The organism is Neobacillus sp. PS3-12, assembly GCF_030915385.1.
GTDB lineage: Bacteria > Bacillota > Bacilli > Bacillales > Cytobacillaceae > JAEVLT01.
Genome location: NZ_CP133268.1, coordinates 968,705 through 993,171, shown reverse-complemented (window position 1 = coordinate 993,171; position 24,467 = coordinate 968,705). Strand labels below are relative to the sequence as shown.

General features: G+C 37.3%; 31 protein-coding genes, 1 pseudogene and 1 riboswitch. Of the genes and pseudogenes, 18 read left to right on the top strand and 14 right to left on the bottom strand.

All coding sequences use genetic code 11. The features are described 5' to 3' along the window. Window positions 1-17: 17 nt before the first annotated feature. The 7 genes from RCG17_RS05195 (at window position 18) to RCG17_RS05165 (ending at window position 5,355) form a co-directional block, all read left to right on the top strand. Entirely contained in the window at window positions 18-653 is a 636-nt protein-coding gene (locus RCG17_RS05195; RefSeq protein ID WP_308174195.1) for a hypothetical protein, read from the top strand. A 57-nt stretch (window positions 654-710) separates the two neighbouring features. Then, complete coding sequence (gene rpmG, locus RCG17_RS05190) at window positions 711-860, top strand: 50S ribosomal protein L33 (RefSeq protein WP_007086326.1); 150 nt, start codon at window positions 711-713, stop codon at window positions 858-860. Between the two features lie 62 nt (window positions 861-922). Beyond that, window positions 923-1,486, top strand: a complete 564-nt coding sequence (locus RCG17_RS05185; RefSeq protein ID WP_308174194.1) for a 5-formyltetrahydrofolate cyclo-ligase — start codon at window positions 923-925, stop codon at window positions 1,484-1,486. After that, the gene (locus tag RCG17_RS05180) at window positions 1,483-2,268 is read left to right on the top strand and encodes a DUF92 domain-containing protein (RefSeq protein ID WP_308174193.1); all 786 of its coding nucleotides are present in this window, start codon (window positions 1,483-1,485) and stop codon (window positions 2,266-2,268) included. Before RCG17_RS05185 ends, RCG17_RS05180 begins: the two co-directional genes overlap by 4 nt. A gap of 144 nt (window positions 2,269-2,412) precedes the next feature. Next, complete coding sequence (locus RCG17_RS05175) at window positions 2,413-3,369, top strand: L-lactate dehydrogenase (protein WP_308174192.1); 957 nt, start codon at window positions 2,413-2,415, stop codon at window positions 3,367-3,369. Window positions 3,370-3,475: 106 nt separating this feature from the next. Further along, window positions 3,476-3,670 carry a hypothetical protein gene (locus RCG17_RS05170; protein WP_308174191.1) on the top strand — a complete coding sequence of 65 codons (195 nt, stop codon included), beginning with the start codon at window positions 3,476-3,478 and terminating at the stop codon, window positions 3,668-3,670. A gap of 122 nt (window positions 3,671-3,792) precedes the next feature. After that, window positions 3,793-5,355, top strand: coding sequence for a rhomboid family intramembrane serine protease (locus RCG17_RS05165; protein ID WP_308174190.1), 1,563 nt, complete (start codon window positions 3,793-3,795; stop codon window positions 5,353-5,355). Here the strand turns inward: RCG17_RS05165 and RCG17_RS05160 are convergent. After that, the gene (locus tag RCG17_RS05160) at window positions 5,318-6,196 is read right to left on the bottom strand and encodes a hypothetical protein (RefSeq protein ID WP_308174189.1); all 879 of its coding nucleotides are present in this window, start codon (window positions 6,194-6,196) and stop codon (window positions 5,318-5,320) included. The two genes, RCG17_RS05165 and RCG17_RS05160, sit on opposite strands and share 38 nt — an antisense overlap. A 171-nt stretch (window positions 6,197-6,367) precedes the next feature. On the opposite strand from RCG17_RS05160, the gene RCG17_RS05155 reads away from it, so the two are divergent. From RCG17_RS05155 to RCG17_RS05135, 5 genes are all read left to right on the top strand, one after another. Beyond that, window positions 6,368-6,574 (top strand): YqgQ family protein, encoded by a 207-nt coding sequence (locus tag RCG17_RS05155; protein ID WP_308174188.1) that lies wholly within the window; start codon window positions 6,368-6,370, stop codon window positions 6,572-6,574. 107 nt (window positions 6,575-6,681) lie between these two features. Next, complete coding sequence (locus tag RCG17_RS05150; RefSeq protein WP_308174187.1) at window positions 6,682-7,527, top strand: M14 family zinc carboxypeptidase; 846 nt, start codon at window positions 6,682-6,684, stop codon at window positions 7,525-7,527. After that, a complete protein-coding gene (locus RCG17_RS05145) occupies window positions 7,524-7,868 on the top strand; it encodes a M14 family metallopeptidase (protein ID WP_308174186.1) in 345 nt (114 codons plus the stop codon). The genes RCG17_RS05150 and RCG17_RS05145 overlap by 4 nt, the downstream gene beginning before the upstream one ends. A gap of 227 nt (window positions 7,869-8,095) precedes the next feature. Continuing rightward, entirely contained in the window at window positions 8,096-9,232 is a 1,137-nt protein-coding gene (locus RCG17_RS05140; RefSeq protein ID WP_308174185.1) for a YqgU-like beta propeller domain-containing protein, read from the top strand. Between the two features lie 85 nt (window positions 9,233-9,317). Then, window positions 9,318-9,632, top strand: coding sequence for an MTH1187 family thiamine-binding protein (locus tag RCG17_RS05135; RefSeq protein WP_308174184.1), 315 nt, complete (start codon window positions 9,318-9,320; stop codon window positions 9,630-9,632). 94 nt (window positions 9,633-9,726) lie between these two features. Here RCG17_RS05135 and RCG17_RS05130 read toward each other — a convergent pair whose 3' ends face one another. Next, on the bottom strand, window positions 9,727-9,903 hold the full coding sequence (locus RCG17_RS05130; protein ID WP_308174183.1) for a DUF2759 domain-containing protein: 177 nt from the start codon (window positions 9,901-9,903) through the stop codon (window positions 9,727-9,729). Between the two features lie 240 nt (window positions 9,904-10,143). On the opposite strand from RCG17_RS05130, the gene RCG17_RS05125 reads away from it, so the two are divergent. From RCG17_RS05125 to RCG17_RS05115, 3 genes are all read left to right on the top strand, one after another. Further along, window positions 10,144-10,776 carry an MBL fold metallo-hydrolase gene (locus RCG17_RS05125; RefSeq protein ID WP_308174182.1) on the top strand — a complete coding sequence of 211 codons (633 nt, stop codon included), beginning with the start codon at window positions 10,144-10,146 and terminating at the stop codon, window positions 10,774-10,776. Between the two features lie 148 nt (window positions 10,777-10,924). Continuing rightward, window positions 10,925-11,227 carry a hypothetical protein gene (locus tag RCG17_RS05120; protein WP_308175988.1) on the top strand — a complete coding sequence of 101 codons (303 nt, stop codon included), beginning with the start codon at window positions 10,925-10,927 and terminating at the stop codon, window positions 11,225-11,227. Next, complete coding sequence (locus RCG17_RS05115; RefSeq protein WP_308174181.1) at window positions 11,116-12,012, top strand: class I SAM-dependent methyltransferase; 897 nt, start codon at window positions 11,116-11,118, stop codon at window positions 12,010-12,012. The genes RCG17_RS05120 and RCG17_RS05115 overlap by 112 nt, the downstream gene beginning before the upstream one ends. A 64-nt stretch (window positions 12,013-12,076) precedes the next feature. Here RCG17_RS05115 and RCG17_RS05110 read toward each other — a convergent pair whose 3' ends face one another. From RCG17_RS05110 to RCG17_RS05055, 12 genes and pseudogenes are all read right to left on the bottom strand, one after another. Continuing rightward, window positions 12,077-12,322, bottom strand: a complete 246-nt coding sequence (locus RCG17_RS05110; protein WP_308174180.1) for a DUF2626 domain-containing protein — start codon at window positions 12,320-12,322, stop codon at window positions 12,077-12,079. A 93-nt stretch (window positions 12,323-12,415) separates the two neighbouring features. After that, window positions 12,416-13,117, bottom strand: coding sequence for a helix-turn-helix transcriptional regulator (locus RCG17_RS05105; RefSeq protein WP_308174179.1), 702 nt, complete (start codon window positions 13,115-13,117; stop codon window positions 12,416-12,418). Between the two features lie 192 nt (window positions 13,118-13,309). After that, window positions 13,310-13,495, bottom strand: a complete 186-nt coding sequence (locus RCG17_RS05100; RefSeq protein ID WP_308174178.1) for a YqzE family protein — start codon at window positions 13,493-13,495, stop codon at window positions 13,310-13,312. Between the two features lie 89 nt (window positions 13,496-13,584). Continuing rightward, window positions 13,585-13,968 carry a competence type IV pilus minor pilin ComGG gene (comGG, locus tag RCG17_RS05095; RefSeq protein WP_308174177.1) on the bottom strand — a complete coding sequence of 128 codons (384 nt, stop codon included), beginning with the start codon at window positions 13,966-13,968 and terminating at the stop codon, window positions 13,585-13,587. Then, entirely contained in the window at window positions 13,965-14,441 is a 477-nt protein-coding gene (comGF, locus tag RCG17_RS05090; protein ID WP_308174176.1) for a competence type IV pilus minor pilin ComGF, read from the bottom strand. The genes comGG and comGF overlap by 4 nt, the downstream gene beginning before the upstream one ends. Continuing rightward, window positions 14,389-14,727 carry a hypothetical protein gene (locus tag RCG17_RS05085; protein WP_308174175.1) on the bottom strand — a complete coding sequence of 113 codons (339 nt, stop codon included), beginning with the start codon at window positions 14,725-14,727 and terminating at the stop codon, window positions 14,389-14,391. Before RCG17_RS05085 ends, comGF begins: the two co-directional genes overlap by 53 nt. Then, window positions 14,711-15,148 carry a competence type IV pilus minor pilin ComGD gene (gene comGD / locus RCG17_RS05080; RefSeq protein WP_308174174.1) on the bottom strand — a complete coding sequence of 146 codons (438 nt, stop codon included), beginning with the start codon at window positions 15,146-15,148 and terminating at the stop codon, window positions 14,711-14,713. Before comGD ends, RCG17_RS05085 begins: the two co-directional genes overlap by 17 nt. Beyond that, the gene (gene comGC, locus RCG17_RS05075; RefSeq protein ID WP_308174173.1) at window positions 15,145-15,450 is read right to left on the bottom strand and encodes a competence type IV pilus major pilin ComGC; all 306 of its coding nucleotides are present in this window, start codon (window positions 15,448-15,450) and stop codon (window positions 15,145-15,147) included. Before comGC ends, comGD begins: the two co-directional genes overlap by 4 nt. 17 nt (window positions 15,451-15,467) lie before the next feature. Continuing rightward, window positions 15,468-16,502: a competence type IV pilus assembly protein ComGB gene (gene comGB, locus RCG17_RS05070; protein ID WP_308174172.1), complete on the bottom strand. Its 1,035-nt coding sequence runs from the start codon at window positions 16,500-16,502 to the stop codon at window positions 15,468-15,470. After that, a complete protein-coding gene (gene comGA / locus RCG17_RS05065; RefSeq protein WP_308174171.1) occupies window positions 16,486-17,565 on the bottom strand; it encodes a competence type IV pilus ATPase ComGA in 1,080 nt (359 codons plus the stop codon). Before comGA ends, comGB begins: the two co-directional genes overlap by 17 nt. 97 nt (window positions 17,566-17,662) lie before the next feature. Continuing rightward, window positions 17,663-18,453: pseudogene (locus RCG17_RS05060) on the bottom strand (YqhG family protein). Beyond that, window positions 18,422-20,119 carry a DEAD/DEAH box helicase gene (locus RCG17_RS05055; RefSeq protein ID WP_308174170.1) on the bottom strand — a complete coding sequence of 566 codons (1,698 nt, stop codon included), beginning with the start codon at window positions 20,117-20,119 and terminating at the stop codon, window positions 18,422-18,424. Before RCG17_RS05055 ends, RCG17_RS05060 begins: the two are co-directional and overlap by 32 nt. Window positions 20,120-20,271: 152 nt before the next feature. Then, a riboswitch (glycine riboswitch) is annotated at window positions 20,272-20,369 on the top strand. 157 nt (window positions 20,370-20,526) lie between these two features. Between RCG17_RS05055 and gcvT the strand changes: the two genes are divergently transcribed. The 3 genes from gcvT to gcvPB are packed head-to-tail and all read left to right on the top strand — an operon-like array spanning window position 20,527 to window position 24,448. Then, window positions 20,527-21,627 (top strand): glycine cleavage system aminomethyltransferase GcvT, encoded by a 1,101-nt coding sequence (gene gcvT / locus RCG17_RS05050; protein ID WP_308174169.1) that lies wholly within the window; start codon window positions 20,527-20,529, stop codon window positions 21,625-21,627. Window positions 21,628-21,645: 18 nt separating this feature from the next. After that, on the top strand, window positions 21,646-22,995 hold the full coding sequence (gcvPA, locus tag RCG17_RS05045; protein ID WP_308174168.1) for an aminomethyl-transferring glycine dehydrogenase subunit GcvPA: 1,350 nt from the start codon (window positions 21,646-21,648) through the stop codon (window positions 22,993-22,995). Then, entirely contained in the window at window positions 22,988-24,448 is a 1,461-nt protein-coding gene (gcvPB, locus tag RCG17_RS05040) for an aminomethyl-transferring glycine dehydrogenase subunit GcvPB (RefSeq protein ID WP_308174167.1), read from the top strand. The genes gcvPA and gcvPB overlap by 8 nt, the downstream gene beginning before the upstream one ends. The last annotated feature ends 19 nt before the right edge of the window (window positions 24,449-24,467 follow it).

The window sequence follows — 24,467 nt, the reverse complement described above, 5'->3', positions numbered from 1 at the left end:
GTAAAAGGTGTTAGATTATGATCAATTTAAATGAATCTAGATATAATCAACAGTTTACTTTCCATCATTCAAAAATTGCTCAGCTCCATTACACACCAGGTATTTGGGTGAATGGCAAATATTATTGGCTCCAAAATAGTATGGAAAAAATAATGTATGAAGAGGGGATTACATTATCAGTTAAGCCGGAACAAATTCACTCCAATATACGTTTAAACCATATTCATGTTACCAACCATACTAATCAAACGAAGCAAGTGAAAATTTTGTCCATGCATCATCATTCGCAGATTTCGCAAGAGCATTTTACTTTTGTCTCCCCAAAGGATCAGATTATTTTTCATTTGGCAAATAAAGAAGTTTTTTTGGTTAATGGTCAATTCAATGGTAGGGGGTTACATGAATATACAATTCAGCCATATTGGAATGTATTTACAGATAAAATTTGGGATTGTCAAAAAAAGGGGAATCTAAAATATCAACCTATGTCTAAAGGTCCTGCGGCAAGCATCACTTCTTTAAGAGCGGAAATGGAACCTCATCAAACGATAAAACTAAACACCTGGATTATAAAAGGGAATAGTAAACGAGATGTTTCCAAGCTTGATCAAGCACTTTTAAAAAACACACTAGCATTTCCCTTTGAAAAATGATATTATAGAAAAGTCGTATGAACGAACTAGCATTAAAGCGTTTGGAGGGAAAGAATCATGCGTGTGAATATTACGTTAGCTTGCACAGAATGTGGAGATCGTAACTATATTTCAACAAAAAATAAACGAAATAACCCAGATCGTCTTGAGCTTAAAAAATATTGCCCAAGAGATAAAAAATCTACACCACACCGTGAAACAAAATAAAGCAGCAGGAACTTCCTGCTGTTTTTTTTGTATCAAAAAAATCCAAAAAAAGGGGATCAACTATGGAGAAAAAACAAATTCGAATCCAATTGAAAGAAACGCTTTCTAAACTTTCAAAACCGTTGTATGAGGAGTATTCTCAACAAATTTCCAGTCACTTATGCTCTGATGAAGATTGGAAAAGATCAAAAATTGTTGGCATAACAATTTCAAAATTCCCAGAAGTTGATACATATCGAATTATTCGAAAAGCCTGGGAACAGGGAAAAACAGTTGCTGTTCCAAAATGTTATCCAAAAGAGAAGAAAATGTCTTTTCGGATCATATCCGATTTTTCACAATTGGAGTCCGTTTTTTATGGATTATTAGAGCCAATTGAAGAAAAGACCAAACTCATCAATCACGAAGATATTGACTTGCTCCTTGTCCCTGGTCTTGGTTACACGAAAGAAGGATATCGTATTGGCTTTGGCGGCGGCTACTATGATCGGTATTTAAAAGACTACACAGGAAAAACCATCTCTCTGGCTTTTCAGTTACAAATCATTCCATCATTCAAAACAGAGTACTTTGACATACCTGTTGCTAAAATTATCACAAATGACGAGGTCATTGTTGTGAAATGACAGAAAATTGGATTATTGCCTTCATTCTTCTATTATGCTGTATAGCGGCCTATAAAGCGCACTCTTTGACCGTTACAGGAGCTGCCGCTGCCTTTGTGGTAGGACTTTCCATTTATTTTGGATTTAGTATTAATGGTTTGATTTTATTAGGAACATTCTTTATTTCCTCGAGTATTTGCTCAAAATATAAAAGCTCCAAGAAGGCAGTCTTGGAAGAAAAGTTAGCAAAGGGGGCAACAAGAGATTGGCGTCAAGTGTTTGCCAATGGAGGAACAGCAGCACTTATTGGGCTGATTCATTGCTATGATGTAAGCTCATTGTGGATTCTACCCTTTGCGGTTGCGATTGCAAGTGCAAACTCGGATACCTGGGCATCTGAAATAGGTTCACTAAGTAGAAAAGACCCGATTGATATTCGGACATTTACTAGAATTGACAGGGGGACTTCCGGAGCCATCAGTTTGTTGGGGAGCGTTGCTGCCCTTGCCGGTTCCTTACTGATTGCCGTGTTCAGTTTTGGGTTATTTCATTTAGATTTAGGATCCTTATTTATTATTTTTATTTTTGGATTTCTTGGCAATATCATTGACACTGTTTTTGGGGCTTTCTATCAACAAAAATATCGATGCTCAAACTGTGCAATCGTAACAGAGAGAAAAGTGCATTGTCAAAGACCCACTATTAGAATAAAGGGTTTCACTTTTGTAGATAATGATATGGTAAATTTCCTTTCGGGATTCATTGCAGTGTTGTTATCGCTTGCTGTCATTCTATTAAAGTAAGATGCAAAAGTGACAATTGTCACAAAATGTTTATAATGACAACGATTCCAGTAGTGTTTAACAAGTTAATAACTATGGAAAAGTATGTTATCTTTTAATAAGTAAATGAATTATACAGTAAATGATAAAAAAGGAGGATTTTTCATGTTAAAACGCGTAAACAGAGTGGCCCTCATTGGGACGGGCTTTGTCGGATCTAGTTATGCTTTCGCCCTATTAAACCAAGGAGTTACAGAAGAATTAGTTTTAATTGATATAAATAAAGAAAAATCTGAAGGAGATGCCATGGACTTAAACCATGGGCTTCCATTTGCACCGTCTCGTACCAAGATATGGTTTGGTGATTATTCAGATTGTAAGGATGCAGACTTAGTTGTTTTAACAGCAGGGGCAAATCAAAAACCTGGGGAAACCCGTCTTGATTTAGTTGAGAAAAATACAGCCATATTTAAAGGGATCGTAGGTAGCATTATGTCAAGTGGGTTTGACGGGATTATCTTAGTCGCAACAAATCCTGTAGATATTTTAACTTATGCTGTTTGGAAGTTTTCAGGATTACCTAAAGAGCGGGTAATTGGTTCTGGGACGATCTTGGATACTGCTCGTTTTCGATATTTGTTGGGGGATTATTTTGACGTGGATACTCGCAATGTCCATGCCTATATCATTGGTGAACATGGTGATACGGAACTGCCAGTGTATAGCCATGCGGATATCGCTGGAACGAGTATTTCTGAGTGGACGAAAAACAAAGTGGGTTTTAATCAGTCAGATTTAAATGACATTTTTTTAAATGTCCGTGATGCTGCCTATCATATTATTAATCGGAAAGGGGCTACCTATTACGGTATAGCCATGGGGCTTGTCCGTGTGACAAAAGCAATCCTCGGCAATGAAAATTCAGTGTTAACTGTTTCTGCCTACCTTGATGGGCAATATGGGCAAAACGATATCTATATCGGAGTGCCAGCGGTTGTTAATCGTAACGGAATACGAGAAGTGGTCGAGCTGGACTTAAATAAAGAAGAGCAAGAAAAATTTGCTCACTCTGTTTCAGTGTTGAAGCAAACGATGGAGCCTGTTTTAAAACATTTGGAATAACTCGATCTGATTACAATGTAATTTATTAGATGTTGCGCCCAATATTTTTTAAATATCTGGATAATATACTAAGAGATTTCCCAAACTAATTGTAGGAGGGATAAATATGTCTCGTATGTTTACATCTATATTTATGATTGGAACGGTAGGTTATTTAGTTTATAAGTATCGTTTTCGGCTTCTTAACACCTTAATCGGTACGGGCTGGATTCGAAGGATTGCAGTAGGCTCAATGATGAGTTTACCTGGGGTAAAGAAAAAATTGATGCAAACTATTTTTGGAGGGCCATCTGATTGGTGAAAACCACAGATGGTTTTTCTTTTTGTTTAGGAGTTATCGGCAAAATTAAATATGGTTTATAATAAGATTATCGAAAAAAACTAGACTAACACCAAGCAAGTGAATAGAAAGTAGGGGAAAGCTTGAGTTTAAAAGAAGAATTTATCTTTTGGAGGTTAGCAAACTTTTTTATCTCCGAGCAAGACTATCGTATTATTCAATTGTTTGAAGAACAAAATGAACTGTGGCTTGAAAAATTAGAAAATAAAAAAGCCCCAATTATCCGTATACTGCTCAGTCGTATAGACTGGAGCAATAATATGCAAAGAGACATAGAGTTTACCGCAACAAATGGAGAGAAAATTCGGAACCAGCTGCGGCGTACTGAATTGAGAATCATGAATATTTACATAAGTCCATTCCCACCTGTTGATGATTATCAATTTCGTCTTGACCATCCATTTGTTTTCCCCAATGGTACGAAAACAAGCGTAAGTAGCTTTCTCATGGTAGCAGGTACATATGAAACTGGTTTCACACAACTTTCGGAGCATTTTGGTCGAAATATAACTTTCCCAATTGAAGAGGATTATGCCCCTGAGGATATTGCAAAAATAAAGGGAGACACCCTTGATCATGCGAAAAAACAGGCAAAAGAGGAACAAGCTGTTTTTTCAAAACGAAAGCCAATTTTTACATATACTTTTCTGGCTGCGCAGGTAATCATGTTTTTGTGGCTTGTATTACATGGAGGCAGCACCAATACAACAACCTTGATCAAGTATGGTGCAAAGGTGAATCCTTTAATTTACGAGGGACAATGGTGGCGCTTTATTACACCGGTATTTCTGCATATTGGTTTTCTCCATCTTGCCATGAATTCACTTGCTTTATATTATTTAGGAATCTCAGTTGAAAAAATATTCGGTAATATCCGCTTCATATTTATCTATTTGTTTGCAGGAATAACTGGATTTATTGCCAGCTTTTTATTTAGCACCAATTTATCTGCGGGTGCGAGTGGCGCTATTTTCGGATGTTTTGGTGCATTATTGTATTTTGGTGCAGTAATGCCGAAACTATTCTCTCGAACAATGGGCCGAAATGTTATTTTCGTGTTAATCCTTAATCTTGCATTCGGATTTTCATCAACAGGCATTGACAATGCGGGCCATATTGGCGGATTAATTGGCGGATTTCTAGCTGCCGGAATTGTTCATTTTCCAAAAAAGAAAAAGTTAGGGTTGCAGCTATTATTTTTCCTTGTATCGATTGCGGTTGTTCTAGGTTCGCTTTCTTATGGATTCAGCAATACGAAAAGGGCTCAGGATGAGGGCTCAAGCCTTATTGTTGCTCAGGATTACATTTCAAATCATCAATATGATGAAGCCTACAAAATCTTAAAAGAGTCCCTTGATAAGACCAAAAGTCCATCAGCACAACTTTATTTTCAAATGTCCTATGTTGAAATGAAAAAGGATATGCTTAGTGATGCAAAACCACATTTGTTGAAGGCAATCAAGCTTGATCCCAATTTTGACGAGGCCTGTTATAATATTGCATTACTGTATATGCAGGAAAATGATCTACAATCGGCAAAAATATATGCTGAAAAGGCCGCAAAACTTAAGCCAGATCAGAAACAATATACGGATTTAGTAAATGAAATTAATGTCCATATCCAATCATCTGGCGGAGGAGTGTAGGCTCCCCATTGGCAGTTTCTGTTAGGACAAGTAAATGTGACTTATCTTTTGCAATTAAAATGAGTGGGATGGTACTGCCGATAGGTTTGACCCTAGTGCCATCTGCTTTTTTTATACCGAGGAAATAATTCTTATAAAGACCTTCCCATAGATTCCCTATGATCTGATTTGTTTCTTGTTCAGTAAAACCAGGGAAACTGGAACTTGGGTTTAAAAACAAATCCGTTAAGGGGAAGGAAACATATTGTTCTGGATTAATTGAAAAAGATCGGATCCCTTTCTCCCAGCTGTGATAAAGGAATTCTTTTGTATGCTGATCAAGCTTTTGCTTCCATTCCTGCTCTTGTTTGGAAAATGCGTTACGAAAACTATGAAAAGCTTGGTTTTGTAGATTAGCGATGTATATTTGGTCTGCAGACATTTTTTGTGAACTGAAAATCTTTTCATCGTTTTCATGAAGCTCAGCATAATGAAACGAAAGTGCCTGTACAAGAGCACTTTCCCTCCCCACGATCTCTCTTTCTTGAATCAAATGATCTGTATTTTGTTTCCAATATCCTTGTTTGGCAATTAATCTTCCATTTGAAAATAGGAACCCAATATCCTGCCGTAAATATGCCTTACGGTCAAGTGTAGATTCAATTTGCCATTTTAATAGATATTTATCGGACTTTTGTGGTTTTTGAAAATGAATAGAGGTATTGGTGGATGTATAGGTTACTTTAGGGTCAATTGGAAAGTATGTGATACTTTCTTGAATTTGAGACTGGCGATTATTCATAACTCCGATGGTGAAAAAAGCAAACACCAATATTCCGATTAACACTATATTTTTATTCATATTCAAGCCTCTTCCTTTTTAGTTACGTCCCATTTAAGATATATGGGGTGCTTGACCAAGAAATGACGAAAATACTGGAAAAATTAATTTATAAAAATCGATTCTTGTGACTAAAAGTGCTTTAGATTATACTAAGTGTGTTCTCCATCCCATAAGCTAAAGGAGATAGAAATGAAAACAATTTATGATATTCAACAGTTATTGAAACAATTTGGAACATTTATTTATATTGGAGACCGTGTAGCAGATCTCGAATTAATGGAAGCAGAATTAAGGGAGCTATACCATTCCCAATTAATTGAAACAAGGGATTACCAAACAGCACTTTTAATCTTGAGGCATGAAATTCAATTACAGCGGGAGAGGCAAAGACAGTAAAGTATGCAACTAATAAAGTCCCTAGACGTAACAGACTCATAATCGGAGATGAATTCATCTTTTCCCATTTGAAACATCTGTATTTTATTATATGAGGGGGATGACGGATGAAGGTTCATGTACGGAAGGGAGATTCATTAGGCTATGTAAGTCAACTGTTTGGCCTGCCATTAGAATTAATATTGGATTCAAATCGTCATGTGAATCCAGTCACGCTTGCAATCGGGGAAGAGCTCTTTATTCCTGGTTTTGTAACCGTTCCATACAAGGTTCAATCAGGGGACTCACTTTGGAGCATTGCGGCTCAGCAAAAGATAAAATTAGATGCAATCAGGATTTTAAATCCTGAATTAGTTACCGCCAACCTAAACCAAGGAGATACACTGATTTTTCCAAAAAAAATCAAGATACCATCCATTCAGACAAATAAGCCTTTTGATTATGGAAAACTAAATAATGTGCTCTATGAACTAATAAAAATCTATCCCTTTATTAAAGTGAATACGATTGGTAAGAGTGTCTTAGGTAAATCAATCCAAGAAATAAGAGTTGGAAAGGGAAAAAAACTAGTCCACATCAATGGTTCTTTTCATGCAAATGAATGGATTACAAGTTTAATATTGATGAAACTCCTTAATTCATATTTACTCTTATTAACAAAAGGCGCTTCTTTGAGGGGGCAGAACCCATTAACGTGGTACCATAATGTCGAACTTTCTATTGTCCCAATGGTCAACCCTGATGGAGTTGATCTTGTTTTAAATGGACCACCTTTGGAAGTTCGGGAAAATGTTATAAGGATAAATGAGGGAAGCGAGGAATTTGTTCATTGGAAGGCAAATATTCGTGGGATCGACTTAAATAAGCAATATCCGGCAAATTGGGAAATTGATAAAAAGAGAAAGGCACCAAAACAACCTTCATCTAGGGACTATCCGGGGAGGAGCCTTTGACAGAGCCTGAGGCAGTTGCGATGGCTGAACTGGCAAAAAGTAATCCATTCGATTACTGCTTAGCTTTACATACCCAAGGTGAAGAATTCTATTGGGGATATGAAGGGCATGAAACGCAGGAGTCTGCTGAAATTGCCAAAGAATTTGAAATGAAGAGCGGTTATAAAGCAGTTCGTTATGTAGATAGTCATGGTGGGTATAAGGATTGGTTTTTACAGGAATTTAAACGGCCAGCCTTTACGATCGAGCTTGGGAAAGGAATAAATCCATTGCCATTATCCCAATTCGATAACATCTTAAAAAAGGTGGAAGGGATTTTCTTCACAATTTTGTCTAAATAACCTAGGAAAATAGGTGGTGAGGGTTTAATTATTCTCAGTGAAGAAATGGTAATTTTTGTTTGTCATCCTACTCTTTTTTTTATAAAATAATAGAGCATTAATAGATTGGTTGTATTAAAAAAGCCGAGAATTTGCGGCTTTTTTCTAATTTATTAAAAAGTTGAAACCTTATGATAAAAACGGCGTACTAGTAGAAAAGGCTTTTGGGGAAGGGTGAATTGGTTGCATTGAGAAAAAACAAAGTTTTGAAGGGTACTTTTCAAATAATCATATTAGTCATCTCTGTTTTTCTCATAAATGCTTGTTCATTACAGTCAAATACCAATCACCAATCACCTCCTAAAAAAGATGAAAGTTTGAAAGCTAATAAACCTAATACACCATTAAAATGGAAATTACCTATTTCCATTCCTGAAGGTGAATTTTTTAAGGTTGGCGGCTGGCTTTCAGATGATGAATTGGTTTATATTACGAATAATAAGCAAACATCTACGCTCTATCGTTATCAGCTTTCTTCTGGGAAAAGTAAAGTCTTATTTAAAAGCGAATATCCGATTGGAGACGTTCAAATAAGCCCATCAAAGAAGAATATTCTAATCCAATCGGCACCATCTAGCTATGAGGGGAAAATTACAATTATTGATGTCCAAGGGATTGAAAAATATTCACAAATCATCACTTCTTATCAGTTAGCATTTGAATGGAATCCTTATCAAGAATCACAGGTACTAATCACAAAATTTCAAGAGGATTGGACATTTCAAGTTTTATTAGTCGATTACGAACATAAAACCACAAAAGAACTTTCCTTGCCCCAACCATTCTTAAAATGGATTAGTAAGGATAAGCTGGGATATTTAAATTGGGATAATAATCAACAAAAACTATTTGCGCCACTAATGATTCGCTCGCTGGGAGATGCATCTGAACAGACAATATTTCCTAAGGTATTTCAATTTTCAGCCTTTAAAAATATGATGATGACAATAACTGTTAACACACAAGAGGAAAAAAAGGCTAATTACTCCTTCTATGATCAAAAGCTGCATCTTATTTATGATTTTACGATCCCGCAGCTGACAAAATTTTCAGATTGGCTTGTTCCTTTTTATGATTTTAATGAAGCTAAACAGCAATTTATCACCTTAAGACCATTAAAAAGTACTGAAGCAGATACCTATAACGAAGGATTTCAGCTTGTTGCTTATCATCTAAGTAGCAAAAAAAATACCGTACTCCTTGATGGCCTGGATAATGAACCGATTGCCCTATCTCCGTCAGGGGATGTATGCTTGTATGGGAATCGTTTTGAAAAGATAATTGATCTTCGGACAAAAAAAATTTCGAACATCGTAAAGGAATGAAGCGACCAGCTCATTCTTTTTCTTTTTGGTTTTGTAGTGGTAAAATAAATTTGCAAATTAGATTGAGAAAGCTGGTGCAAAAAAAGTGGCAATTATTGATGTTACCGTTATACCGGTTGGCACAGAAACTCCTAGCGTAAGTAAATATGTTGCTAGTGTACAAAAGGTGTTAAAGAAATATGAAGAAGAAGGAAAAATCCGTTTTCAGCTGACACCGATGAATACCATTATTGAAGGTGAATTGGCAGTACTCCTTGAAGTAGTCCAGGCAATCCATCAAGAGCCTTTTAAAGAAGGGATCCAACGTGTCTGCACGTCGATTCGAATTGATGATCGCAGAGATAAAAGCAGAAAAATGGAAGAAAAGGTTGAGAAAGTAAACAAGTTGCTTAACGAATAATAATAAAAGACTGCTATCGCAGTCTTTTTTGTTTAATAGTTATTATCATAATCTCAATATTGAAAACTGCCGAAAAAAGGGATGTGATCCATTTTTAATGGGTTCCAACTGGAACTCCATGATGAATAGCTGTCATAACAACAAACCAGCCGAAAACTAGAAAGGATGCTGCACCCCAGAATGCACCTAAAAAGTTTTTACTCTTAAGCGAACGAAGTGTACCAAAAGCTGCCAAGATTGCTATTAGAGTCAAAATAATAACTAGTCCCATGTATTAGCCTCCTTTTATTAAGTAATCATCAACAAATAAAGGTATTATTAATGGTTATGTAAGTTATTTTATACAATTACATACATTTTATAGTTTTTTCATCTGTTTGTCGAGGGCAAAAAAAAGAAGGACATCAAAAATTGCCTGATTCAGTTTACTTTCGTCAAAGGAACCTCTTCTTTTTTTATGGTAATTTAGATATAGTAAGTTTAATGAAATTATGCAATTGGAGGTAAAGGAATGAAGTGGTCTCAAATTCCCTTAGGGATAATGCAAACAAATTGTTATATCATTGAAAATCCAGAAGGGACCTGTTTAATTTTTGATCCGGGAAGTGAAGGGAAAAAGCTTATATCATGGTTAAATGAAAACAAACTAAAGCCAATAGCTATTCTATTAACACATGCTCACTTTGATCATATAGGGGCAGTTGATGAGGTACGGGAATTTTTTAACATTCCTGTTTATCTCCATAAAAATGAAAAAAACTGGCTAGCTGATCCGATGTTAAATGGATCGTATCATTTTACTAAGGGACATACTCATGTAAAGCCAGCTGATTGTCTTTTAACTGGAGAAGAAAAGATGAAGCTAGAGCCCTTTGAGTTTACGATTTATGAAACGCCTGGACATTCACCTGGTAGTGTTTCTTATTACTTTGAAAATGATGGAGTAGTTGTTTCGGGAGATGCCTTATTTAAGGGCAGTATTGGCCGAACAGACCTGGTGGAAGGTAACCACTCTCAACTATTAAAAAGTATCCATGATAAGCTCTTGACGCTTCCTGAGGAAACAATCGTTATGTCGGGGCATGGACCCACTACAACCATTGAAGAAGAAATGGAGAGCAACCCATTTTTAAATGGCTTCTAATAGAAAATTAAAAACCCTTCTCGAATTGATGAGAAGGGTTTTTAAGGGAAGTTTTTATATTATACTGGAAGGTATACAGTTAAGCTAATACATATAAAATACAACGAAAATTAACACTATGTCAATGGTATTAATTCGGAGGCTAAAAATGATTACATACTTAAAAGACATGATCCAACGCTCACCTGGACAGTTAATCACTTACGCAGATTACATAAGCCAAGCCCTTTATCATTCAGAGTATGGCTACTATATGAAAGATAAACAGAAAATTGGTAGAGAAGGAGATTTTATCACTACAAGTAATATTTCAGATATATTTGGACGGATTATTGCCAAATGGTTCTCCTTTATCGTGAAAAAAACCCAGCTTCCCCGGTATTTTGTGAAGTTGGTGCAGGTAATGGGCGATTTGCCAGAGCATTTTTGGAGGAATGGCACTCGAAGGTGAGAACTCCGATTACCTACTTCATTGTCGAGAGCAGTCCGTATCATCGAAAATTACAAAATGAATTATTAACAGACTTTGATGTTAAACAAACAGCTAACTTGAATGAACTTGCTCCCTTTGAGGGGATGGTTTTTTCAAATGAACTATTTGATGCATTACCTGTACATGTTGTTGAAAAAGAAAATGGTGGGCTTTTTGAAGTAATGGTGGGTATCGAAAATGACCAATTGCAGGAAGTAAAGGTACCATTAACAGACAAAGCTATTCTTCAATTTTTACAAGAAAATGAATTTGAGTTAAATGAGAAACAGCGAATAGAGATTCCACTCTATATGGGTAATATGCTTGGTGAAATGGGGAAGGTTCTGGTTAGAGGCTTGGTAACAACAGTGGACTATGGTTATACACATGACGAATGGATGCAGCCGCAAAGGAGGAAAGGGAGCTTAAGAGGCTACTATCAGCATCAAATGATTGAAAATGTCCTCCAGCACCCTGGAGAGATGGATATTACATCACATATCCACTTTGACTCGCTGATCAAAATAGGAAACGATGCCCAGTTACATTTTGCGGCTAAGCTTAGACAAGATGAATTCCTATTAAAGGCAGGAATTCTCCAAGAGCTCCAGGAACATTTTGACCCCAATCCATTTTCAGAACAAAGCAAAAGAAACCGCGCGATTCGCAGTCTCATCATGCCAACGGGAATGAGTTCTTCGTTCCATGTTTGCATACAGGAAAAAGACATGAAATGCGATCAAACAGAATTATTTCCAAACTAAAAGAAAAAACGCTGGAGAAAAGTCTCCAGCGTTTTTTCACCATTTACACGCAACACTTACCAGCTTACTGAAGTGGACCTTTAAGTGGCATCATAAAGGTAGTCCAATATGTAAAGCCGGCAAAGAAAATGGTTAGATATGCAGCAAATACATACATATACATTCGCTCTGATAGTTTAAGATAGCTTAGGAGAACAAAGAAACCAGTTTGAGCAAGGAATAGCATTGCCGTTTTGTCCATGCCGCCAAGCCAGAACATGACTGTAAATATCCCTGTCCAAAAACCTAAAACTCTAAACATTCGATCCATTTAATCCCTCCTTTTACCTTATATACCATCACTACATTATTATAAGTTAAAAGCAAACGTAAAGTAAATATCGGGAGTTACTGTAATGCACCGTTAATTTGAAACTACAGCTTGATAACTGCAGTGACTGCATCCTTTGATCATATTTTCTTTTTCAATCAGTTCTGCAGAACTAAACAGCGCTTCAAACATCCCTCGAAGAAATTCCTGATGCATATTACAAACTGTATCAGTATGGTCCTGTGCAACTTCTTTAAATGGACAATTAAAGATTTGAAAATAAATTTTGGAATGATCACCATTTACTTCAAATTCAGGATAAAAACCTGCAAGAGTTGCAGCACTCTTTAAGATATTTAGCTTTTGCTCGAATTCCAATTCATTGTTGGATAATGATTTTTTCGCCAATTCTTGTTCAATTACTTCTGCACCAAACCGTTTTCCTGTATGGTATAGTGCTGTTTTTCCTGCTTCACCAAGTGAAACCATTGTCTCAATCGCAACCTTTGCTAAAAGCATATAATCGCGGAATGGAAAGTGAAGTTGGATCACATCATCTGAAAGACGGTACAATCTGCTTGGTCTGCCGCCTTTTCCTGTTTTTTTTGTTTCGGAAGCAAGCATATTTACATCTTCTAGTTTTGATAAATGTAGCCTCGCGACATTTGGATGAATGTTAAAATGGTCAGCTACTTCTTGAACAGTTACTTCTTGATGACGATTAGTAATGTATTGATAGATGTAATAACGTGTTGGATCTGATAATACGTTTGTAATTTTTAATGTTTGTTCCATCTAGTTCACCTCTGACCCCCATAATATTTTCAATTATATTACAGTTTTTAGAGCTAGGGAATGAGGTTAACAATATAAACACTATATGTTTAGAAAATGTTCACAATTACAGTCTTATAATGTTCAAAAAATGAGAAATAAATCACAAAAAAATGTTGACAGAAATAAAAAGGAACAGGAATACCTGTTCCTTCACGATCTTTTTCTCTTTTTTACCTCACTGTACAGTATATAAGGCATAATACCAAACCAACGAAACCAAAACGCCGCTTTATTTTCTCGTCTTTCCTGTCTTTGCCGCATGCGCTCTTCTCTTGGCTGGTCAATAAATTTTACAAATGTTTGTGTCATATATTTTACATAATCATTCGTTTTCATGGACACACCTACCTAAAACCTATTATAGATAAGTATGTCCAGTTTAAAACCGTAACAAACACCCATGATCCATGCTAAAAGGTTCTTAGTTAGTTTTTTTCGACCCATTTTGTTAACTTTTTTAAATTTTTATCAAAATATCCAATACCAACAATGGTTTCTCCACTAGGAAGCTGAAGTGTGAACGTTATTTTTTGCGTACTGCCTGATGGTAAATCTGCTTGGTAGCTGATATACCCATTAAGATATGGAAAGGTACCTTTTTGTGCAATGGTTTCACCAGTTTGAAGTTTTCCCTCAACATTTTTTATTGAGATGAACATATAATACTCTTCCAATAAAATGTTCTTTGTTTCGTGGAACATTTTTTCATCTGCCAAAAGCTGGTCTACTTGAATGGAAAAGAAAATGAGAAACGATAAAAGGATTGAAAGTGTCAATGGGTAAGTAAATCCCCTCTGATTTTTCATCATGGTGTACTGCTCCAATTGAGAAATGTGGGAACATTTAAAAGATATTCTCGATGATTTAAAGCCTTTACATCAACTCTTACCATATTAGGAAAAAGGGTAAAATTTACTTCTGCAACGTTTTGAAGCAAAACTTCATGTCCTGTATTGTTTACCCGCCTTCGGAGAATATTTTCATATTTTTCAAAAGAAATACTGCCGCCATCTTCCGTTAAAATTAGACGGTTACTAACAACTTGCCCTTTTGTGCTCATTCGAATTTCTTTTTTAATTTGGCTGGAAAATACATCCCACTCCATTTCCTGAAACCTTATGGAAGGGGCATTATGTTGAACCATGACACCCAAAAGTGGTGAAATAAAAAAGATGATGACTGTAAAAACCAAAAAGGCAAATAACATTTCAACAAGTGTAAAGGCATGTTCATTCAGGTGTTTTGCAAATGCTTTTTTCAATCTGAAAAAGATTCTTTTCAACCTTAACGCACACCTCCTTTTGCCCCGAATCAGCTATTTCCTGCCAAAAAATCTGATATTCAATTTCATTAATAATAACTGAATGATTGGAAGTTAAAAGGGGATTGTTGGTAAAAGTGTATAACTCATCGTACAAAAGTTGATATGCTTGCTTTTCAACCTGAAGAGAACGGTCTTTTACCTTAAAATCAATGATCAAAGGGATGAAAAACAAGCCAAGCATTAATAAACATGATAATGACAGCAGAAGCTCGGCCAATATTAGCCCATCATTCTTTAACCACATAAAAACGGCCCTTTCCAATCAAAATGGTTAATAGGTAATGTTTACCTCCACATTGGAGCGCAATAGAACCAGACTTATTCACAGACCCACTTGGAGTAAAATCGAAAACTAATGAAAGGGTAACAGGGGAAATCGTTATTAAATTGGAGTAATACCTTGTTAAAAAGGGCTTTGATGTTGGGGTGTAGCGTAAAATGTAATAATGCTGATCCGGATAGATAACGACGGAAACGGTATGCTGGTGGGAAAGCGCATATTGCTGGCCGTAAAATAGGTCTGACTGAAGCTGATATAGAAATGCTTCGCTTTCCATCGTTTCATGTTGCGGTTTAAAGCAAATAGCAGAAACCGTGGCAATGATAAGGAAAATTGCTAATACAAACAATGCTTCTATGAGCGTGAAGCCTTGTTCAGATTTCATTGGACTACAACAGTTTCAACAGTTCCATCTGCTTGAATGGCAACAGGTGTCCCGTCAGGACATTTATCTGTTTTTAAATAATTGTCATCAATAAGTTCCTTGATCGATGTCGGTGGTTGGTCATTTTCCATTTCATATGATTGGATCTGGGCTTCTACCATTTTTTTAAAAGCACTGCAGCCTTTGTTATTGATATTGGAATTATTCTTCGTAATATTTGGAATTGTAATGATTAACAAAACAGAGATAATGAGCATGACAATCATCATTTCAATTAACGTAAAACCCTTTTCATTTTTCATATCTATTTTCCTCCGTTTTAGATTCCATCCATTAGATGGAACATTGGTAATAGGATTGCTAAGTACATTGACACAACGAGAAAACCAATAAATAAATAGAGAATGGGCTGAATGGTTTTTAAACTTTTTTCCACCTTTTCTTCTAAAAGGACAATACAATGCTTGCTGTAAAACAGTAATTCCTGATCTAACTTTCCATTTTCTTGGCCGTGTTTAACGATTAGTGGAAATTCCTTTTCAAAAAATGGAAAACTGCCCAAAATTGACTCTAGGTGTTCACCTGTAACCAGTTTTAACTTGATTTGTTTAGACAGCTCACTGTATAAGGGCTGGTTCTTATTTTTCTCAAATAACAAGAGTGCCTCAGAAAAGGAAATCCCGCCTGATAATAGAAAACTTAATTGTGTGGAAAAATAGTGAGTATACAATAATTTGAGGGAATTTCCAATTAGCGGAAGATTGGACAAGAGGGATTTTTGTTGGAGCACGGAAATTTTTCGGAAAATGAACCAGTAGTAGATTCCTAATAATACGAGGATCATGCACATGGCAAAAATGACTGTTGGAAAAAATTGTCCAAATGCATAAACAATTTTTGTGAAAAAATTTGCTTCAAGGTTCATTGATTTAAATAACGAGGTAAATTTAGGTAATAACATTTTTTCAACAAAGAGAAATAAAAAGCCAGTGATCATAATTAAGACTAAGGGGTATTGTAGGAGTTTTAATAAGGAATGCATATCTTTTGCTTTTCTTAATGCAAGTCCGCTTCCTTCTAAAAGGGCTTCGGCAAAGCTCCCATGTTGTTCTGCGAAATAGACGTAGCCGATCAAATCACTGTGAAATCCAAGGGTGGCTAATACCTCATGAAAGGTAAGTCCTTTTTTTAATGCAGCTAAGCATTCTACTAACTCCACTTTTTTTGAAGGGGATAATTGAAAGGAAACGGATTCCATTGCCTCTGCAACCGGATATCCTCTTGCTAACAACTCACCAATCCTTTTTAAAAAAGTTGCTTGCTCCATCAAGGTCCATTTACGTTGTTTCATCATATACAAGCCTTTCGTATTCACTTTCTTTAATATATCCGAGGGCAATTCCTTTTCGAATAACATCCTTTAATGTCCGATAATTTAGATCGACATTAGCCCCCTTTGCTTCCTTCATCGCCAAATGAAGATTTTTTCCTGATAAAAGTTCAAAAACACTTGCTCTTTTCCATCTTCCCTCCGTGTAACAAAACGGTGTACACTCATCCTCACAAAAAGGGCATGTTAGCTCAACCAGCCTTTGTGCAGTGACTGCGACCAAGGTCTGTTCGACTTCAAGCCAATTGGCGCCAAATTCATGCAGACGATAAACAGCCCCCTTGGCATCCCTAGTGTGCATGGTTGTCAAGACAAGGTGACCGGTTAGGGCAGCACGTACAGCAATTTTAGCTGTTTCGCTATCCCTGATTTCCCCAACCATGATAATATCTGGGTCGTGTCGTAAGATCGCTTTTAAACCAGTTGCATACGTGATGCCTGCTTTTTCGTTCACTTGCACTTGTAGTACGGAATCATAATTTTTTTCGATTGGATCTTCAAGGGTAATGACATTACGGTGAAAAAGGTGTGCAGTTTCATTTAAAAGAGAGTAGAGGGTAGTTGATTTTCCGCTTCCAGTGGGACCTGTGAAAATAATTAAGCCATGGGCATGTTTGAGAAGTGCAAGCAACTTTCTGGTCATTAATGGGAATAAGGATAGCTGATGGAAGGGGATTTGTTCTTGTTGCGGCAATAACCTAATGACGAGGCTTTCTCGACTGTTGGAGGGCAGAGTGGAGAGTCTCAGTCCAAGCAACTCACCGTTGATTTCGCAAATAAAGGCACCATTCTGCGGACGTCTTCTTTCGCCAATATCCATATTAGCTGTGAATTTAAAATGGGAGATAAGTCGGTCACAATCTTCAATTGGCAGTGATAAACGAGGAATTAACTTGTTTGTTAAACGGAATTGGATGAGTGTGTCTGTTCTTCGAGGAATAATGTGAATATCTGTTGCTTGGTTTCTAACGGCATCTGAGATAATTCGATTGGCTAATATTTCTGTAGCGCTTACAATAAAAAACACCACCTTTCATGAATATATAAGTTTATTCGACAGAATTCCGTCTATCCCTTCATTTTTTAGAAAAAAATTTTAAAAAATGAAGGGAACAGTCAAGAAGTTAAAAAGACTTTTGAGTTAAGTAAAATAGACCGCCATTAATATATGAAATAATGATTTTCGGTTCATATTGTTCTTGTAGAGCTTTTTTTTCTATTTCATAGCTCTCGTTTTTATTTTCCTCGTTTTCATAAAAATGATCTAACAACTGTAGGTCCTTTTCCCAGCGGTTTCTAGCTTCCTCTGCCCAATTATGATCTTCATTATTGATTCCCATCTTGATAAATTTTTCGATCCGATTTATTCCGCTCACTGGCTTAATAAGGGGTGAAAGAGTAAAAGAGTAGTCTGGAATCTTTGGTGTTAACGGGACCGTCAATAACGTGGTATGGAAATCTTCCACCATTTGACCTGTAATCAACTGCAAACCAATTGACCTAAAGATATCGCATTTACGATCACATTTGTAAGAAATTTTTAAATTCAGACATAGCCAAGGATATAAGGGGGTTTGCTGATTGCTATAGTTATGATTCTCGTAAAGGCGAATATAGCCCGCAAGGCTTTTAGTTGATTGAAAAATTTGATGTAGTCTGGGCGAACCAAAATGAATCGTCTCCCCTTTTATTGAATCAGGAGCCTTATTTTGATCTGTTATAAAAGTAAGCTGCATTGGGTTTGGGATACCACCGGTTTTTCTAAATAATGCCAATAAAATGGTCGGTTCATTAGTTCTTTATCAAGGTCCACGGTTAATTGGACACTCATAAATCCAGGCCCATTTTGCATAAATTGACAATTATTTGCTAGAAAGTACTGTTCAAGAAATTGATGTATTTCCTGCTGCTGCATGTAAATCCTCCTTTTTTAAATCATTGGCAAACTCAATCATTGAAGTGAGGTTTTCCATTTTGATTCGCATTTCACCTTCTGAAGATGACCCGCTAAAAATATCAATTAAGTGATCTTCAATATTGCCAAATTCAAGCTTTGTTAGGATATCGTCGAGCTCTCCAATTACTTTCTCAAAAAGATGAATTTTTTCATATAACAGTTTTAAGATATGTTCTTCAACCGTATCCTTAATCGCAAAATTATAGATCATAACATCCTTTTCTTGGCCAAGCCGATGAATCCGGCCAATTCTCTGTTCAAGGCGCATTGGATTCCATGGCAAATCAAAGTTAATAATATGATGACAAAACTGCAGGTTAATCCCTTCACCACCAGCTTCAGTTGCTATTAAGACTTGGGCCTGTTTTTGGAACAGCTCGCGCATCCAATCCTTTTTCCCGCGCTTAAATCCTCCGCGGAAAGGGACGGATGTAATACCATGTTGTTTTAAAAACCATTGTAAATAAAGTTGGGTAGCCCGATATTCGGTAAAAATGATGACCTTATCATCAATGGATTGTATCAGCTCCAGTGCTTTTTTGGCCTTTGAATTTTGCCCGACTGCCTCTACTTTAGAAATTAAATATTGGATTTTATCCTTGTAGGCTTGACTTGGGTTTTCCTGTTTTTCTAGCATGTTTTTCAAAGTATGGTAGACAGCTTCCCTGCTGCTGCATGCTTCACGCTGCAGTGTCATGACAGAAAAGGCACTACCCTGCGTCCAATCACCTTCACTTTTTAGTTCGGTTATCGCATTGTATAATTCTTTTTCTTGCTCGGTAATTTCGATTGGGATTGTTTCTACTTTTCGCTTTGTCCATTCTATTCCCGTGTCAGCACGACGATTTCGGATCATAACTTTATTCACTAGTTCTTTTAAATGCTCGTCATCATTTAAGGAGCGGGAATCCCGTTTATATTTTTCATAGAAAGCTGTTTCACTTCCTAGATGTCCGGGCTTTAGAAGAGAGACCAAGTTAAAGATTTCTTCAATTCGGTTTTGAATAGGTGTTGCAGTTAACAGTAAACAGAATTTCTTTTTTAGGTTTTGGACAAATTCATAGTTTTTTGTTTTATTATTTTTCAATTTATGGGCCTCATCAATAATGATTAGATCATAGTCCAGCCCATTAATGATCTCTCGATGCGGGCTTCGCTTAGCTGTGTCAATGGAGGAAACAACGACATCATATTGTTCCCAAACATAGCTTTTTCTCTGTGTAACGGCTGGAATGAAGAATTTTGAATTTAATTCAGATGCCCATTGGGTCACAAGCGAGGCCGGTACAAGTATCAGCACCTTTTTGACTAATCCGCGTATCATGTATTCTTTTAAAATTAAACCGGCTTCAATAGTTTTTCCTAGTCCAACTTCATCTGCAAGAATGGCTTTGCCATTCATGTTTTCGATTACTTGCTTTGCTGTTTCAAGCTGATGGGGAAGCGGAGTTAGATTTGGAAGATGCTTAGGGGCTTGGAGGCCCTCAAATTCAGGAATGACTAAATGCCTTTCAATGTCCACTGCGAGTTTAAAAAGTTCCCAATTTCCCCATGGTCCATCGTGGTCAATTCTATGCAGTAAACCATCCTGCCAGGAGGAATCAAAATCAATTTGGACCGACATCGTATTAACTCCTTTTAGATAAAAATTTATTGCTCAAGTAAGCATTTTCATGTAGGATGAAAGTAGCTTTGAAAGTTTGAAATATTTTTAATTACGTAAAATCTTTAGAGTTTGTTTTAGTATGACCAATTCGCTAAATTTTATAAATGCGGATGATAACAAGGGGAGAGACTACAAGATTGTATGTAGCGCCGAAGGAGCAAGCAGTACAGACTGTGAATCTCTCAGGCAAAAGAACTCTTGTTTGACGCAGCTCTGGAGAGTGCTTCATTAGTCATGCAGCCACCAAAGGGGAAAGCCATTTTGGTTAAACTTTCAGGTGCAAGGACAGAGACCTACTTTTTTAAAAAGGGAGGTTTCTGTCCTTTTTTAGTGGGCAAAATAAGTCGAAAAAAGGGGGAATTTGAATGACTGAATTGAAACGAACACCGCTTTTTGTAGTTTATAAGGAATACGGCGGAAAAACGATTGACTTTGGAGGTTGGGAATTACCTGTCCAATTTTCTAGCATAAAAGAGGAACATGAGGCCGTCAGAACAAGAGCAGGACTTTTTGATGTTTCTCATATGGGAGAAGTCGAGGTTAAAGGGAAGGAAAGTTTAAACTATTTACAGAAAATGGTTACCAATGATGTAGCTAAGCTGCAAACGGGCGGTGCCCAATATACGGCAATGTGTTATGAAAATGGCGGAACAGTCGATGATTTGCTTATCTACAAACTAGCGGATTACCATTATCTCCTTGTCATTAACGCTTCTAATATTGAAAAGGACTTTGGGTGGCTTGTTCAACATGTAGAAGGCGATGTTCAGCTTCAAAATCTTTCTGAAAAAACGGCACAATTGGCACTGCAGGGGCCAGCAGCTGCAGCAGTCCTACAGAAACTCACTAGGGCAGATTTAAACGGGATTGGCACATTTAAATTTCAACAAAATGTAGATATTTGTGGTCAAAAAACACTTATCTCCCGAACTGGTTACACGGGTGAAGATGGGTTTGAAATCTATTGTGATGCTGATGTTGCCACACTGCTTTGGAAAGAAATTCTTACAGCTGGAGAAAGTGAGGGTGTTCTGCCTTGCGGGCTTGGTGCAAGAGATACGTTGCGCTTTGAAGCTACTTTAGCTCTATATGGTCAGGAATTATCGAGGGATATTTCTCCGCTTGAGGCTGGAATTGGTTTCGCTGTTAAATTAAACAAGGATGCAAACTTTTTAGGGAGAGAAGCATTATTAAAGCAAAAAGCAGAAGGGCTTACCAGAAAACTTGTTGGAATTGAAATGATTGAGCGCGGAATTCCCCGCCACGGTTATTTAGTCTTTTCTGGGGATGAACAAATTGGTGAAGTCACAACTGGAACACAATCTCCAACCTTAAAGAAAAATATTGGTCTTGCACTGATTAAAACGGAGTATTCCCAGCTTGATCAGGAAGTTGAAGTTGAAATCCGCGGGAAGAAATTAAAAGCTAAAGTTGTTCCGACACCTTTTTACAAAAGAACGAAATAACGGAAGGGAGCAAGGGGAATGAACCAACATCGTTATTTACCAATGACAGAGGAAGATAAAAAAGCGATGCTCGAGAGGATCGGCGTATCTTCCATTGACGAGCTTTTTAATGATGTACCAGAAAGCGTAAGATTTAAAGGCGAATACAATATTAAGCCTGCCAAATCAGAGTCCTCCTTAATGAAAGAACTTGCGAGAATGGCTGAAAAAAATGCTGATCTTAAGAAAAATGCATCCTTTTTGGGTGCGGGAGTATATGACCATTATATACCTGTGATTGTTGATCATGTTTTAAGCCGTTCCGAATTTTACACTGCCTACACACCCTATCAGCCTGAAATTTCCCAAGGAGAGCTTCAAGCGATCTTTGAATTTCAAACCATGATTTGTGAATTGACGGGCATGGATGTGGCAAACTCATCGATGTACGATGGTGGAACAGCTCTTGCTGAGGCTGCGATGTTAAGTGCAGGACATACCAAAAAGAAAAAAATTATCATCTCTAGCGCTGTTCACCCTGAAGCAAGAGAGGTTGTTAAAACATATGCAAAGGGTCAACGTATTGAAGTAATTGAAGTTTCGGCTCAAAACGGTGTGACCGATTTAGATGAACTAAAAGGGCTTGTAAATGAAGAAATAGCAGCTGTTATTGTGCAGTATCCAAACTTTTTCGGCCAAATTGAGCCATTAAAAGAGATCGAAGAAGTGACTCATGCTCATAAATCATTGTTCGTTGTTTCCAGCAATCCATTATCCTTAGGCGTTCTTACACCTCCAGGGAAGTTTAGTGCTGATATTGTTGTCGGTGATGCGCAACCATTTGGAATTCCTACTGCATTTGGAGGACCGCATTGTGGCTATTTTGCTGTTACTAGTAAACTAATGCGTAAAGTTCCTGGCCGCCTTGTCGGGCAAACAATTGATGATCAAGGCAGACGCGGTTTTGTTTTAACCCTGCAAGCAAGGGAACAACATATAAGGCGCGATAAAGCCACTTCTAATATTTGTTCCAACCAAGCCTTAAATGCTTTAGCAGCTTCTGTTGCAATGACAGCATTAGGAAAACAAGGTGTTAAGGAGATGGCTACAGCAAATTTACAAAAAGCTCATTATGCTAAGACTGCTTTTAAGGCGAATGGTTTCAAAATTGCTTTTGAGGGACCATTGTTTAATGAATTTGTTGTTAAAGTGAATAAACCGATTAAAGAAATAAATCGCCAGCTCTTGCAAAAAGGGTTTATTGGCGGATATGATTTGGGACGCAATTATCCTGAATTAGCAGGCCATATGCTCATTTGTGTAACAGAGCTTCGAACAAGGGAAGAAATTGATACTCTCGTGAAAGAATTGGGGGATTTACATGAATAATCAAGATCAGCCTCTTATTTTTGAATCTAGTACTTTCGGACGTGTTGGCTATAGTCTTCCTGAAATGGATGTACCAGAAGTAGATATAAAAAGTTTGCTCCCTGAAGGGTATCTGCGTGATGAAGATGCTCAGCTTCCTGAAGTATCAGAGCTCGATATCATGCGTCATTATACGGCTTTATCCAGAAGAAATCATGGTGTGGATTCAGGATTTTATCCACTAGGATCTTGTACAATGAAATATAATCCAAAAATGAACGAGAATGTGGCCCGCTATAATGGTTTTGCTCATATACATCCGCTTCAGGATGAAAGTTCTGTTCAAGGAGCACTCGAGCTGATGTATGATCTGCAGCAGCATTTAGTTGAGATTACTGGGATGGATGAAGTCACTTTACAGCCTGCGGCAGGTGCGCATGGGGAATGGACTGGACTAATGCTAATCCGCGCCTACCATGAAGCAAATGGTGATACAAATCGTAATAAGGTCATTATTCCTGATTCTGCTCATGGCACAAACCCTGCTTCCGCAACAGTAGCCGGCCTAGAAATCGTCACAGTAAAATCGAATGAAAATGGTCTTATTGATCTGGAAGATTTGAAACTTGTTGCCGGGGAAGATACGGCCGCTTTAATGTTAACCAATCCAAACACACTTGGCTTATTTGAGGAAAATATAGTGGAAGTGGCAGAAATTGTTCATGCAGCAGGAGGAAAAGTTTATTATGACGGTGCGAATTTGAACGCTGTTCTGTCAAAAGCTCGTCCTGGAGATATGGGGTTTGATGTAGTTCATTTAAATTTACACAAAACCTTTACAGGCCCTCATGGCGGCGGCGGACCAGGTTCAGGTCCGGTTGGTGTTAAAGCAGAATTGATCCCTTTCCTTCCAAAGCCTGTTATCACTAAGCAAGGGGAAGAATATGTATTTGATTATGATCGTCCGCAATCGATTGGCCGAGTAAAACCTTATTATGGTAATTTTGGAATTAATGTTCGTGCCTATACGTACATCCGCTCAATGGGACCTGATGGGCTAAAAGCTGTAACGGAATATGCGGTGCTAAACGCAAATTATATGATGAGAAGACTTGCCGATTATTATGATCTTCCATATGATCGCCATTGCAAGCATGAATTTGTGCTAAGCGGCAGACGTCAGAAAAAATTAGGAGTACGTACCTTGGATATCGCAAAACGTCTCCTTGATTTTGGCTACCATCCGCCAACCATTTACTTCCCACTAAATGTGGAAGAATGCATCATGATTGAACCAACAGAAACAGAATCGAAGGAAACACTGGACTCCTTTATTGATACGATGATCCAAATTGCAAAAGAAGCTGAAGAAAATCCGGAAATTGTCCAAGAAGCACCCCATACAACCGTAGTCGGTCGTTTAGATGAAACCACTGCGGCTCGCAAACCGATTCTGCGTTATCAAAATAGTTAATAGGGTAATAAAAGAGCTG